7 protein-coding genes are annotated in these 14,978 nt (G+C 41.0%); 2 read left to right on the top strand and 5 right to left on the bottom strand.

Annotated elements, in window-relative coordinates:
- Window position 1: 1 nt before the first annotated feature.
- The 5 genes from H4O18_RS06795 to H4O18_RS06775 all read right to left on the bottom strand — a co-directional run bounded on the left by H4O18_RS06795 (window position 2) and on the right by H4O18_RS06775 (window position 11,270).
- Complete coding sequence (locus tag H4O18_RS06795; RefSeq protein WP_187582735.1) at window positions 2–2,683, bottom strand: c-type cytochrome; 2,682 nt, start codon at window positions 2,681–2,683, stop codon at window positions 2–4.
- 33 nt (window positions 2,684–2,716) lie between these two features.
- Window positions 2,717–4,210, bottom strand: a complete 1,494-nt coding sequence (locus H4O18_RS06790; RefSeq protein WP_187582733.1) for a RagB/SusD family nutrient uptake outer membrane protein — start codon at window positions 4,208–4,210, stop codon at window positions 2,717–2,719.
- A 58-nt stretch (window positions 4,211–4,268) separates the two neighbouring features.
- A complete protein-coding gene (locus H4O18_RS06785; RefSeq protein ID WP_187582731.1) occupies window positions 4,269–7,364 on the bottom strand; it encodes a SusC/RagA family TonB-linked outer membrane protein in 3,096 nt (1,031 codons plus the stop codon).
- A gap of 858 nt (window positions 7,365–8,222) precedes the next feature.
- Window positions 8,223–9,923 carry a sulfatase gene (locus H4O18_RS06780; RefSeq protein WP_222942352.1) on the bottom strand — a complete coding sequence of 567 codons (1,701 nt, stop codon included), beginning with the start codon at window positions 9,921–9,923 and terminating at the stop codon, window positions 8,223–8,225.
- Between the two features lie 306 nt (window positions 9,924–10,229).
- A complete protein-coding gene (locus tag H4O18_RS06775; protein WP_187582729.1) occupies window positions 10,230–11,270 on the bottom strand; it encodes a GntR family transcriptional regulator in 1,041 nt (346 codons plus the stop codon).
- A gap of 226 nt (window positions 11,271–11,496) precedes the next feature.
- Between H4O18_RS06775 and H4O18_RS06770 the strand changes: the two genes are divergently transcribed.
- Entirely contained in the window at window positions 11,497–13,602 is a 2,106-nt protein-coding gene (locus tag H4O18_RS06770) for a bifunctional aldolase/short-chain dehydrogenase (RefSeq protein WP_187582727.1), read from the top strand.
- Between the two features lie 88 nt (window positions 13,603–13,690).
- Window positions 13,691–14,971 carry a sugar isomerase gene (locus H4O18_RS06765; RefSeq protein WP_187582725.1) on the top strand — a complete coding sequence of 427 codons (1,281 nt, stop codon included), beginning with the start codon at window positions 13,691–13,693 and terminating at the stop codon, window positions 14,969–14,971.
- Window positions 14,972–14,978: the final 7 nt, after the last annotated feature.

Genomic DNA, 14,978 nt, shown 5'->3' with positions numbered 1-14,978 from the left:
GTTAGTTGTTGGCCTCTGTTTCTGAATATATCGGATTTTCTGGATTTCCTCCTGCAATCAAATAGGCCAAAAGGTCTTTGACTTCTTCTTCATTAAGTCTATTGATAGTTCCCGGAGGCATCAATGAAACGGAAGAAAGCTTGGTGTCCACCACCTGGTCCTTAGGTATCTCACGAGTTTGATCGGGAGCATAAGGGTTTTGCGAAACGATATAATTTTGCTCGGTTTCGTTCATCAATCGTCCAACAATCGATTTTCCATCCTTTAAGGTATACACTGTAGTATTATATTGATCCGAAATTACATCGCTTGGATCTATAATGGCCTTAAGTATATCTTGGGGTGAAAAACGAGTACCCAATTGTGTTAGGTCCGGGCCAATATTCTCTCCTTCTCCCTGCATGGAATGACAAGTGATACAGGTTGTAGCAGCGAACATGCTTTTGCCGTACTCGAAATCCCTACCCTTCAGTCCATCGGCCACCAAGGCTTCTATTTCCTCTACTTGCCAATTGTGGCGTGGGCCTTTAGGTTGCACAGTGGATACTGCCAAATCGTTGCCGGAACTGGATAACAGATCTGCACCAGACAATTTATCGTAAAAATCAAATTGATTTTTAGGTACATGAGTCAATGCTTTTTTTCTAGCCTTGTCTATGAAACCGATATAGCTTCTTCCCGCCTTGAAGGAAAAGGCCTTATTGAACCATTTAAAATATTTTTCACGGAGTTCAGGAGTCCATCCCTTATCAACATCCTCCAGAACCATACCGTAGTAGGTGTGCTGAGCGGGAGGCATATTTTTCAGAGTAAGGGCTATATCCATTCCATATTGTGGATTTCTCAAAATAAGGTCCGAAGCCTCTGTAGCTGTGTTAGCCATTACGTCAACATTCTCACCTGTATTGGATTCCAACAGTGCCAATGTTTTACTTGCCACCGTTGGGTCGTCCAAATAAGCAAGGGTTTTACTAAGCATTTGGTTCAATACATCTGTCGTTGCCGGATAATGTGGCGATAGATAATCGATGACCTTGTTCTTAATGGATGAACCGGGAACCCCAAAACGTGACAGCGTCAGTTCAAATGCCCTTAGTTGGGCCACTTGTTGTTGAGGGGAAAGCTTTGAAAAATCTACCCCTAAAAGGGCATTTAGCATTTGGTTCTGCTGGGATTTGTTACCATGTCTGGATAGGGCAATAATTCCCTGCGCCAAAGTAATTGGATCTTTTTCAGAAAGCACTTTGCTCTGCCATTCATTAACAGGTTGGTGCTCTACGGCAATACGTGCCGCATATTGGATAAACCGGTCCTCGTTGTTTAAATAAGGCCAGGCAAATTCAACAGCCCCACTTTTTGGGCCTGTATGATATTCTTCCAACTGTCTTCTTATCTTATTCCCTTCGGTAAGTTCGGATGCCTTGTTGGCAGCTGATACAGCTTCGTTTCCGGTATAGTGTACCCTATAAAGATCGGAATCCAATCTACGCCCTCCGGTCATGAAATACATGGCACCATCAGGACCTATAACCCCATCCGTCAAAGGAAGTGGAATCCCTGATAAAAATTCCTCCCTCTCCCCATCATAGGAAGATCCATTGGCCTTAAGGTGTATGGCATATATGATACCGAAACTCCAGTCGAAGGCATAAATGCTCTTTTGGTATTTTTCCGGAAATTTAGCTCCCCTTCCGTAAACTACATTGGTGGGAGATCCCTGGCCAATATTTACGATCGGAGGAAGGTTGTCGGGATATGCGGGGGACCATTTTCCGTTCCCCGTTCTCCAACCAAATTCACTACCGCTGGTAACATGGCAGATACGGGTAGGACGGTACCATGGCATGCCCAAATCCCATTCCATATCCGAATCGTAAACAAACATGTCTCCTTCATCGTTAAAATCCAGGTCAAATGGATTTCGAAAACCGGCACTGACCAATTCCCAATGCTTTCCTTCAGGGTCTATTTTAGCCACCCAGCCCCCTGGGGCTCCACGGTCATTGGCGTGACCGCGGGGATCCTTTACCTGGGGAAAAAGATTGTCGTCCTTCCAAACCTTGGGCAAACGATAAGCATCCATTTCTGGGAGATCGGTATGATTTCCAGCAATAATGTAAAGAGACTCTCCGTCCGGACTCAAAACAATACTATGTGGGCCATGCTCACCTGCGCCGTTCAATGCCTTTAACTGGGTGATCTTGTCATATTGGTCATCGTTATCCGTATCCTGCAAACGATAGAGCCCACTGCTCTTCTCGAATTCATCACTACCGCGATGATTCACCATTACATACAGACTATTGAAAGCGTACAGCAATCCTTGGGCATAACCCATTTGAATTATAGAATCGGCCACGGCTTCTCCGGTTTGTATCTTTAGCTTTTCAATCTTGGGCGTTAGTACATCAGATCCAATGGCAGGAAGCTCAAGACGATATAAGGCACCGTATTGATCAGCAGTGATCAGTCGATCCTTGTCATCGAAGGCCATGGCTACCCATGAGCCCTGATCATTATCACCCGGACTATAAAGGTGTTCGGCCTCAAAGCCCGGCTGTAACTTTAGCTTCGCCAATTTTGGATCGAGCTCTTGGCCACTTGCAGTTTCCATTTTCTTGGTATCTTCACAAGAAACGGATAAAAGCATCGTAAAAATTAGTGTAGCAAGTATTCTATTCATTATTTATTTTCTTTATTAGGTGCACTAATATAATTAGAAATTAGGATTTAGCGACGATTCTGAGGCTGGAAGTGCGTACCGTTCAGAAATGTTCGTAAAGACATTTCCTCTTGGTTCTACGCCTGCAGGGTAGTAATAGTCTACTGGATTGGCCTTAATTTTATTGCCATGAGCAGTTATCACGTCTATGGCTCTACCAGTTCTTACCAAATCGAACCATCTTTTGTTCTCAAAAGCAAGCTCTACCCTTCTTTCGTTAAAGATAGCTTCTCCCAAATCTCCGGAATACACCCCTAATCCTGCACGGTCACGTACTAAATTTAGAAGTGTATCAGCACCGGCCTTACCTTGTTCTTCAAGAGCTTCTGCCAAAAACAAAAGCACTTCGGAATACCGGTAAATTGGCCAGTTCATACCATGGTTTCCATGTAACGCATGAGGCTCAACATATTTTTTGATGATCGGATAATTCCCATCTTCCCAAAAACTTTCACTTAAGGTTACGTACATAATAGAGGCATCTTCCCTTAGGTCACCATCCTCATAGGCCTCAATAATATCCGGCGTAGGGATATTGTTCCCTTCTCCATTAACTGGTTGGGGATTGGAAGTGCCGGTTATAGAACCAACTTCTTCGGCGGTAATTGGCCTTGGAAGAAAGTTGTATAAAAAACTGCCATTCAGTCCTTCAGCTCCTTCCCTATATTGGATTTCAAAAACCGACTCCATATTATTCTTGTTGTCGCTATTCCCGGAAAAGGCATCTTCATAGTTGGGCATCAACATATATTCCTCGCTGTCTACAACTGCTTGCAAGACCGTTTCGGCTTCTAGCCATTGCTTGCGCACTACATAAACATTACCCAAAAGTGTTTGTGCCGCACCGGAGGTTACCCTTCCAGGCTGTTGTTGAGATTTAAGGGGCAATAAAGTAATGGCCGCTTTGGCATCGTCAATAATCTGTCCGTAAAGAACTTCTTCGGTGGCTAAAGGCAAAGCCGCTCCTTCGCGGTCTACTACAGGCTCAAGATGCATGGGTACGCTACCAAATAATTGCGCTAGGTCAAAGTAAGAATAGGCCCTTAAAAAAAGTGCTTGTCCTTTTACGTTCGCTTTCGCAGCTGCATCAAAATCAGCGTCGTCTATTGTTGCCAAAATCTGATTGGTTCTAGCAATAATCTCAAAATATTGAACATATACATTCTCTACATGTGAGTTTGCCGTAATACCTCCATCACTTGGTATGGAGTGGTCGGCAATATCCTCTTGGTTGTCCGTAGCTCCGAAAGCAGTGTTACGTGCAAAATAGGTATTGTCCGAGTGCATCTCCGCCAAAAAGGGCTTGGATTGATTGTTAATCCCACGTAGGGGTACATAAGCCCCATTGATGGCTTGGGTAAAATCCTCTTCTGTTTTAAAGAAGGTAGGTACACTTAACGAGTCTTCTGGGAAAATCGTTAATTCCTCGTCACAACCGCTTGCTAGAAAACCTAACATTGCTGCGATAAAATAGAATATTTTTTTCATTTTTTCAGTTTTAAAATTTGTCGAAAGTGAAATATGTTTAGACATAAAAGTTTTCAATTTAAAAGTTTAAATTTAAACCTAAACTAAATATACGTGGAACCGGATATCCTGAAATATCTACCCCGGAGGCGAGGTTGCCGCCATCTCCCTCTCCATTGTTCTGCACACTAATTTCAGGGTTTGGTCCACCCCAGTATTTGGTGAATATGTGAACATTTTGAACTGAGCCGTATACGCGGGCAGACTTGAAATATTTGTCCACTCCAGGAATTGTATACCCTAAAGTTATATTTCTAATATTGAAATAGGACGCATCTGCTACAAAGCGGTCATTGATCCAGTCCCTTTCAATACCGGTAACATTACCACCGCCAACTGTAGTTCCGTAAAAGCCCCTTCCTGGATTTTCAACGGATCGGAACCTATATTTTACATCTTTTAGAAGATTAAATACCCCATCCAGGTTTGTGGTACTATACAAGTGTCTAACAAGCAATTCATTGCCTTGAGAACCGGTACCCACTACAGAAAAGTCAAAGTTATTGTAGTTAATGGTGTTTGTGATACCATAGGTGAAATCGGGAAAAGGACTACCCATAATGGCACGGTCATCAAAATCTCCTCCGCGAGTAATTATCCCATCACCATTGACATCCAATAATTTAATACTACCTACGGTAGAACGTCCCGGAACTTGGGGAGAGCTGTCCAAGTCTTGTTGGTTTAGATAAACCCCATCTGACAGGTGTCCGTAAAATTGACCAAAGGGTTTTCCTACTTGCGTAATGTGCCATCCACCTGGGCCATAAACCCTGTCAATACCGTCGGCCAATGCAACTACCTCATTTCTATTGAAGGAGATATTGGCATTGGTAGTCCATCTAAATTTACCTGTAGTATTAACGGTATTAATACCAAACTCATGACCCCAGAACTTTATTTCACCAATGTTGTCACTGAAATTGGTAAATCCGGACTCCCTTGGAACTTGTACATTGTACAGTAGATTGGTCGTGTTTTTGGTATAATAATCATAAACCAAGGACACTCTATCGTTAAAGAGGCTCAAATCCAATCCAATATCGAACTGCTTTGTGGTTTCCCATCCCAAATTGGAATTGGAGAGTGAATTTACAGCCGAGCCTGGTGCAAAATCGTTACCAAATACGGCATTCACCGTATTGTCGATCAAAGCGTATTGGGTATAGTTACCAATATTGTTGTTACCGGTAACACCATAACTGGCACGAAGTTTAAGAAGCGAAATGGATTCCACATTTTCTAGAAAAGCTTCGTCTGAAGCGATCCAACCGGCAGATACAGAGGGAAAGGTACCCCACCTGTTCTCAGAGCCGAATCTAGAAGAGCCGTCACTACGAATTGAGCCTGTTAAAAGATACTTTCCTTGATAATTATAGGTAAGTCTAGAAAATAAAGAAACCAAACTCCATTCCTGCACCTGATCGAACGTACCATTTCTATTAATGTTTGCCGCTCCTTGAATATTGGGCAACCTATCATCTGCAAAATCACTGGCCGCAACCCTATTTCTGTCCAAACGATATTTTTGATAACTAAAACCTCCTAGTAGAGAGAAATTATGTTCCCCAATACTTTTAGTATAGTTAGCCGTATTTTCGTTCAACCACGAAAACGTAGTCCTATCGTCCCAAATAGCTTCATTGTTCGTCGGTATAGGACGATTGATTGCATAGGTGGCATTGGTTGGACTGAATAACTCATATTGGCTATTGTACAATTCCGCGTTTAAACTGGATTTAATGAATAAGCCTTCAATTGGTTGGTATTCAACAAACGCATTGGAAATAAGGTTAACCTCCTTGGTTCCGTCCTGAATTCTTTCTGCAGAATTAAGCCAGTTGGCATAAGAGAAGATGTTTCCGGTATTGGCAGGAAAGCGATTGAATTCCGTTCTGGTCCCATCATCATTGTAGATCGGCATAATGGGCCAAGTGTGCAATGCGTTAAATAATAGTCCCGTTCCCCTACTACCATCGGTTCTTGGTACATTATCCAAGATGTAACTAGGAGCAATATTAACCCCTACGCGGACCTTATCCGTTAGGCTATATTCCAAATTTGCACGTAGCGAATAGCGCTTGTAGTCTGAACTTAAGACCACACCCTCCTGATCAAAGAAGCCCAGCACCAATGCGGTTTTCAATTTTTCTTTGTTGGAAGTAATGGTGAGATTGTAGTTGGTCATGGGGGCCGTTCTAAGCATGGCATCGTACCAATCGTTGTTTTTCCCCTCGTATTGTGATGGGTTCTGATAAATATCGGGCACGGGATCCCCCTGATCTTCGTAGTACTCCTTTTTAAATTGGGCAAATTCAACAGCATTCATCATTTCAATTCGTCCCCTGTTAGGAACACTCTGCATGCTGGTCGTAACATTTAGACTTACTCTTGTTTCACCTGGCTTTCCACTTTTGGTGGTAATCAAAACAACACCATTGGCTGCCCTTGAACCATAAAGGGAAGTGGAAGCAGCATCTTTCAAAATAGAAATGTCCTGGATTTCATCCGGATTTATATTGTTTATTCCACCGGAAATAGGGAAGCCATCAACTACATATAAAGGGTCGCTTCCCCCTGAAACGGATAGTTGCCCACGAATACGTACCGACATACCCTGTCCTGGTTTACCTGTAGTCTGATTAATTTGAACGCCTGGAATTCTACCTTGTATTTTTTGGGTAATCTGGGAGACCGGAATGTCGGCAAGTTCCTCGGCCTGAATAGTAGATACCGAACCTGTTACCTGTCTTTTAATTTGTGTACCATAACCCACAACAACTACTTCATCTAGAGCAGCAGCATCTTCGGCCATGGTTACATTCAATTGGCTTTTTCCGTTGATCGGAATTTCCTGGGCGGTAAAACCAATGTAAGTGAATACTAAAGTACTGTTAGCGCTAGGGGCTACAATACTGTAGTTGCCATCAAAATCCGTTACCGTTCCAGTGGTCGTGCCCTTAACAACCACATTGACCCCTGGAAGGCCTTGTGAATCGTCTGCCGATACCACATTACCGGTAACCGTTACATTTTGTGCTTGTATTGTGATTCCATACAGCAGAGTTAAAATAAAAAGGAATTTCCGAGAAATCCTGTAAATTCTTTTTTTCATAATCTCGTATTATTTAGTTAATTAGTTATCCCTAAAAAATTTAAGTGAATAATTAGGGAATTATCAAATATATAGGGGTTGTTCTGTTTAACTGTCCTGTACTGTACTGCATTGTCAAGGTAAATTTTATGTCCGGCAAATAACATACGCAAGTAGGTATAATTTATACAGAAAGGGTGTTTTTTCTCATAATGCCGGGTGTGCCCCAGGAATATAAATTAGTAAATCTTGGGGTTTGTGAAGGATGTGGAAGACATAATTCTTGGACCATTTGCAGTGTTCCAAAATTAGAGCTTTAATAATAGAATGACTCTGATTTAAGACCGATATATTGGTTATCTGTAGAAGGGCAATAATGTGAATTAACAATTCCTTTTTTATATATCTGGAGTACTATACATAGTTAAACCCTTTGCAATCCTTGATTTTAGCCACAAAGGCTGGTCAGTAGATGAAAAAACAATATATTCTAGGAAGTCCTTGTCTCTTTTTTCCTTCCAATAGTTTAAATAAGGAATAGCAATGATAAATCCGGTAATAGTGCATTATATAGCGTCATCGTATTTTCAGGGAATAATTTTCTTGGGACATCCAAAGGTCTGACTTCTACGATTTTTTTAATGTATTCAGCCTTCTTCTTAATTCCGGATTGTATAGGTATACTGGCCAGTGGTTAGCAAATTCACCTTAACCTCTGAGCAAGAAGGGATATATTGATTGGCACCTGTACATGAATGGTACGTTGAAACTGAGATCCCATGATACAATTATAGGTCTCGGCCTCTGAAGTTTGCTAAAAATTTTCTTGGCCTTATTAAAGATGTTTGTCTTATTTCTTGGCTTATTCCTGGTAAGAATTTATTGTTCTTTATATTCTGAAAACAAATTATGGAAAGGTTCCTGTCTAACTTCATTGCTGGGGTCATAATCTGGATTAACTGTTGGCCAGTATCTTTTGTCGACATTGGTTATTAGCCAATCCATCATCTTTTTGAACAAGGCATCCCGTCTATCTGTCATTTCAGATGCCAAATCATTTTTTTCAAAAGGGTCTTTCGCAATATTGTACAGGTGAAATCGTCCATACCAATCAAATATTAATTTATAATCTCCATCCCGAATAGCAGAATGTGGTGTTAAAGCAAAAGGTTCATAAGGGCTATTGTAAATTACATTAAATGGGTAGTGCCAGTAATGTGTTTCCTTGCTATAACTTTTCTTATTGTTTTCAGGGTCTGAAAGTAGGGGCAAGACACTTTCTCCGTCAAGCTTGTTGGTTGTGGCAATAGTTTTGGCATCATAGCCTGTAGCTTCTAAAATTGTGGGATAAATATCTGTGCAATCTACTGGTACATCTACCCATTGCCCTTTTTTGATCTTTCCTTTCCATCTAAAGACAAGGGGCACCCGGATACCACCTTCGGTTACGCAGGCCTTTCCCCCTAAAAACGGACTGTTGTCGGTGCCTTCACCTTTTGGGGTGATTTTGGAATCTATACCTCCGTTATCCGACATGAATATGACCAAAGTATTTTCGTCAAGACCGGTTTCTTCAAGTTTTTTTAAAATTTCACCTACTGATCGATCTAAACTCTTTATCATGGAAGCGTAGACCGGATCTTTATGGCCGTTCCATCCTTTGGTGGATTTGTTCTCAAAATAAGCAATTTCGTTTTCTTTCCCCTGATAGGGGGAGTGGATAGCAAAATGTGAAAAATAAAGGAAAAAAGGCTGTTCTTTAAGTTTTGATCTTTTGTCTATGTAATTCAAGGCCTGAACCGTCAAGTCGTCCGTAAGGTAATCTTCATTGGTCTCCTGACCGGAATCGCCTATTTCCGAATGTTCCTGTGGCATTTTTGGAAAACGGGTCTTTTCCTTATTATCCCAGCTTTTTTTCCAATCATAATATACCGAACCACCGGCGTCAAACCAGGCCAAGGGTTCAAACCCTTGGTCCGAAGGCTGGTATCCCTGTGCGCCGAAACCACCTATGTGCCATTTGCCAATAAAGGCAGAGTGATAGTCCTTTAATGCCTCTGCTATTGAAAGTTCGTCCTTACCTTTATCATAAGAATTTCCGGTAGGTACAGCGGAGTTGGAGGTGCCATTGTCCAATGCCTGCTCTATTAAAATATTATCTTTATGTTCCAATACATCATGGGCGTAATATCCGGCAGGGACCGGTAAATTTTGATTGTAATAGGTTTCACGCGGGGGCATGGCGGTTGTAAAACCAAGTCTACCTGCGTATTTCCCCGTCATGATACTTGCCCGGGTCGGAGAACATAACTGGTTGGCATAGGCCTGGGAAAAGGCGGTGCCTTCTTGGACCAATCGGTCAATGTTGGGTGTTTCATAATACATTTTGGAGGTGTCTTCTCCAGAAAATTTATGGGCGTAGGCCTGATTGTCCATAATGCCATAATCATCGGCCAATATTAAAATTATGTTGGGTCTCGTAGAAGTCGCTTTTAGCTTAGACTTTTCTTCCATTTTGGATTTGCATCCCGTTATAAGAATCATTAAAAAGCAAATGACCAAGTTTTTGAAATATGTCATATTGGTTGATTTGGAATAGTTTTAAAAATATATATACTACGTTTACTTTTTGCCTTACTATGGCCAGCCTTACCGGACCCGTCAAAAAAAAACTGAATACCCATAAGAAACGTACTCTTTGTTGGTCAGTTCTAATTAAAGGTTAAACTTACGTTGGTTATTTTAAGGAACTATCCTGTTGTATACTGTTAAAAAGGCAATAGGAAATAACTGCATAGCATAGGTGGGCCAATTGTGGTTCAAGACAATTGGTGTCCATTGGAAAGTTTAGTTGTTGATTTTGATAAGGGAGTTTCCTTTAAGGTCTTAAATGGAATTTCTATCTATAAAATTAAAGGGATTCTTAATCTTGCCCTTCTCCTTATTTAGAATCATGCGGGAAGCAGTTTCGCCCATAACCTTGAAATCTGTTGAGATAACAGTAATTCCGAGCAGTTCTTTTAAGGGCGTGTCGTTATAGGATATAACTCCTATTTCGACACCCAATATAAACTCCTTGTCCCGGATCTGATTCACCAAACTTACCAAGTCGGTTTCTTCAATGGTGATAAAAAGATCGCCCTTTTTAAGGATGATGTCATCGTAAATCTCGTCTATGAACTCGAACTCTATTTTGTGCTCAACGCAAAATTTACGAAAGCCATGTAAAATTCTTTTAGGATAGGGGTAAACCGCTTTTTCGGGATAGACCAAAATCAATTTTCCATATCTCGATATCTTTGCCAATCCTTCCTTAAGGGCGTTATAGATATCATTTTCGAAATCTTGATAGATTTCAATAATATTCCCTTCAATTTCAAGATTATTATTGTCCATCAAAAGAAGTTTATTCTTAGGGATTCTATTGATGGCTTTAATAGCTTCATCGGTATAGCTTATATGTTTAAGGTCATCTGTCTTGAAATGCGGCATAATGATGTAATAATCATATGCATTGATATTCTTCTCAAGAATATTTAAAAAAAGTGAGTTGTCACAGTGGTAAATATGAAGATCCGTATGGGAGTTGCCTCCTATGGTATTTATAAACGAATTATAAATGCGCATTTTATACGCGCTTAACTTATTGATAAGGAAAAGAATGTTGACTTTGGATATGAGTTTTGTTCGGGTTATGTAATATCCTTTTCCCCTAATGGATGTAATTACATTTCGTTCCTTTAAAATCTGATAAGCCTTTTCAACAGTATCGCGCGAGAGGTTGTATTCTTCGCTAAAGCTATTGATAGAAGGGATTTTGTCATCGATCTTTAGATTCCCATTGGAAATATTATTGATTACGGAATCTACTATCTGCCTATATTTAGGGATCCTTGAATTTTCATCGATTTTGAGATATTGGTACATGGCTATAATAATGAGTAAATTAGATTAATGAGTTTACCGTTTTTAATTCAACTTAAATAATTTTAGATCATATATATAGTGAATTTTATTGGTCAACTTGATGTCCTTCAGTAAGTACACTATCACAAAAATTAAAAAAAAAGTACTTATTGCAGTACAGTGCAGGATGGAATCAGCGGAACACTAACATAACTTTGCGAATATAAAAATTATCAAGCTATTGAATATGAATCATTCCGTAAAGAATTTTAAGTATGTTAATTATCTCTGGGAAGAGAGTAAGGCGGAGGCGCTGGGTGACGACCAGGTAGAGCTATTTCTTTATAGGTCCAATATTTTGGGGGCCGATCTTAGAATCACCAATTATGGTGGAGGTAATACCAGTTGTAAGACCATTGAAAAAGATCCTTTGACCAATGAAGACGTGGAGGTTATGTGGATTAAGGGTTCCGGAGGGGATATAGGTACTTTAAACAAGGCCGGTATCGCCGGACTATATACCGAAAGATTAAGAAACTTAAAAAACGTTTATGGTGGTCTTGCGGATGAAGATCGGATGGTAGGTCTTTTTAACCATTGTATCTATGATCTTGAAAGTAAGGCTCCATCAATAGATACACCCTTGCACGGTCTGCTCCCTTTTAAACATATAGACCATTTGCATCCAGATGCCTTGATAGCGGTAGCTGCGGCCAAGGATAGCGAAAAAGTTACCAAAGAGATTTGGGGAGATACCATGGGCTGGGTGCCATGGCAAAGGCCAGGTTTTGATCTAGGGCTGCAATTGGAAAAATGTTTGAACGACAACCCTGGTATAAGGGGAATCGTTTTAGGAAGCCACGGACTTTTCACCTGGGGAGACACCTCTTACGAATGTTATATGAACAGCTTGGAGGTTATAGAAATGGCTTCCGCGTATATTGCTGAAAAAATAGAGGAAAAGGGTAGTGTTTTTGGAGGTCAAAAGGTGCAATCGCTATTTAAAGAGGAGCGTTTGGACAAGGCTTCCCAACTGATACCCTTGCTAAGGGGACTTTGTTCTTCGGAAAATAGGATGATAGGGCATTTCACGGATAGTGATGTGGTAATGGAATTTATAAATAGTAATGACCTTTCACGTCTTGCTCCGATGGGTACCTCCTGTCCGGATCATTTTCTTAGGACCAAAATACAGCCCTTGGTACTAGATCTTAGTGCCAATGAGGATCTAAGCGATTCTAAAGCCATACTGAAAAAATTGGAACCGGCCTTTGAAGCTTATAGACAAGGGTACAAAGACTACTATGAGACCTGTAAGAAGGACAATAGCCCAGCGGTGCGCGACCCGAACCCGGTAATCATTATCTATCCAGGTATTGGAATGTTCAGTTTTGCAAAGAACAAGCAGACCACCAGGGTGGCCAGTGAATTTTACATCAATGCCATTAATGTAATGAGGGGTGCGGAGGCCATAACGGAATACACCTCTTTGCCAAGACAAGAAGCTTTTGATATTGAATATTGGTTACTTGAAGAGGCCAAATTGCAACGTATGCCGAAAGAGCAGCCCCTTTCCAGAAAAGTAGCGTTAGTAACCGGAGCAGGTGGCGGTATAGGAAAGGCTATTGCTGATAAATTGGCAAAGGAAGGAGCCAACGTAGTATTAACAGATATAGCCGAAGATCGATTGAAGGAGGCTGTGGGTACCTTTAAGCCGGATACAGCAAGTTATGCGGTTTGTGATGTTACTAAAAGTGAATCTATTGCAGAGGCTTATAAAAAAGCATGTTTGGAGTTTGGTGGTGTGGATATTGTGGTGCATAGCGCAGGACTGGCCATTTCCAAGCCATTGGAAGAGACCACCGAAAAGGATTGGGACATTTTACAGAATGTTTTGGTGAAAGGACAGTTTGAACTTGCCAAACAGGCAGTTGCCATATTGCGTAAGCAAGCTCTTGGTGGCGATTTCATAAGTATAGCCAGTAAAAATGGCCTTGTTTCTGGTCCAAACAATGTGGGCTATGGGACAGCCAAGGCAGCACAACAACATATGGCCCGCTTATTGGCAGCTGAATTGGGCGGAGATAAAATTCGTGTCAACACAGTGAATCCAGATGGGGTCATCGTGGGCAGTAAGATTTGGGAAGGCGATTGGGCCGAAGGTCGTGCCAAAGCCTACGGAATTACCGTGGACGAATTGCCGGCACATTACGCCAAGAGAAATTTATTGAACGAGATTATTTATCCAGAGGATATTGCCAACGGTGTTTTTGCCTGTGTTGCCATCCTGGATAAGACTACGGGCAATATTATAAATGTGGATGGCGGTATGGCCAATGCATTTGTAAGATAGATAGTGAGTTAGTTTGAGTTAGTTTTTTTTAGGACCTGTCAGGGTAGAGTACCAGTTCCTGACAGGTCTAATTCTAATTGGGAATATAATGAGAATAGATAAAGAAAAAATACAGGAAAAGAACCAAAAGGATATAAAATCGCACCAGGAAAAATTCGATTTTTTGTCGAACACCCTAGTAAAGGATGGTTGTAATGTCCTTGATATTATTAATAAATTAGCCGAATTTCAAGTAGCAATTCCCAGTTGGGCATTAGGTGCAGGTGGAACCAGATTTGGTAGATTCTCTTTTCAAGGGGAACCGTCCACATTGGAACAAAAAATAGATGACGTGGGTATTTTACATGCCCTCACCCAAACCGCCGGGGCCATTTCCCTGCATATTCCTTGGGACATACCACAAGATTATGAAGCCATAAAACAGTTGGCAACTTCGCACAACATTGTTTTTGATGCAGTAAACTCCAATACCTTTCAAGATCAAAAAAACGCAAAAGAAAGCTATAAGTTCGGCTCATTGAGCAATAGGGAAAAAGCGATAAGGGATCAGGCGGTTCAGCACAATTTAGATGTTATTGATATAGGCAACAAATTGGGTTCAAAAAGTTTAACGGTATGGTTGGCCGATGGGTCTAATTTTCCCGGACAGAACAATTTTCAAAACACTTTGCAAAATACCCAGGACAGTCTTAAGGATATCTACAGGGCCTTACCGGAGGATTGGAAGTTGTTCATTGAATACAAGCCCTATGAGCCAAATTTTTACAGTACGGTAATCCAGGATTGGGGAACTTCATTTATGTTGGCCAACGAATGTGGCGATAAGGCATATACCTTGGTCGATCTGGGACATCATTTACCCAATACCAATATTGAGCAGATTGTTGCCACTTTGATGATGAAGGGCAAATTGGGTGGTTTTCACTTTAATGATAGTAAATACGGGGATGATGATATTACCGTAGGGAGTATTAAACCATATGCCCTCTTTTTAATTTTTAATGAATTGGTCTACGGGATGAACAATAATCCCCAAAATCCATACCCTGCATGGATGATCGATGCCAGCCATAATATAAAAGACCCATTGGAGGATTTGATCCAATCTTTGGAAGCTATTCAGGAAGCATATGCCAAGGCGCTTTTGATAGATCAAGAACAATTGAGAACGGCACAAATGGAAAACGATGTAGTTCGCTGTCAGGAGATACTTCAGAATGCCTACCGTACAGATGTAAGACCTTTATTGCAAGAAGCTAGGCGGAAGAGTGGTGGTGCACTTTCTCCCTTAAATGCCTATCGCTCACTTAAGGTGAGGGAAAATTTGATCAATGCAAGGGGCAAAAACAGCATAGCTTCAGGATTATAATACAACC

The organism is Arenibacter arenosicollis, from assembly GCF_014397245.1.
Lineage (GTDB): Bacteria > Bacteroidota > Bacteroidia > Flavobacteriales > Flavobacteriaceae > Arenibacter > Arenibacter arenosicollis.
Note: the sequence above shows the minus strand (reverse complement) of the source record. Positions and strands in the feature narration are given on the sequence as shown.

Coding starts and splice junctions, on each gene's coding strand:
- H4O18_RS06795 (WP_187582735.1), bottom strand. CDS start 2,683: ATGAATAGAATACTTGCTACACTAATTTTTACGATGCTTTTATCCGTT.
- H4O18_RS06790 (WP_187582733.1), bottom strand. CDS start 4,210: ATGAAAAAAATATTCTATTTTATCGCAGCAATGTTAGGTTTTCTAGCA.
- H4O18_RS06785 (WP_187582731.1), bottom strand. CDS start 7,364: ATGAAAAAAAGAATTTACAGGATTTCTCGGAAATTCCTTTTTATTTTA.
- H4O18_RS06780 (WP_222942352.1), bottom strand. CDS start 9,923: ATGACATATTTCAAAAACTTGGTCATTTGCTTTTTAATGATTCTTATA.
- H4O18_RS06775 (WP_187582729.1), bottom strand. CDS start 11,270: ATGTACCAATATCTCAAAATCGATGAAAATTCAAGGATCCCTAAATAT.
- H4O18_RS06770 (WP_187582727.1), top strand. CDS start 11,497: ATGAATCATTCCGTAAAGAATTTTAAGTATGTTAATTATCTCTGGGAA.
- H4O18_RS06765 (WP_187582725.1), top strand. CDS start 13,691: ATGAGAATAGATAAAGAAAAAATACAGGAAAAGAACCAAAAGGATATA.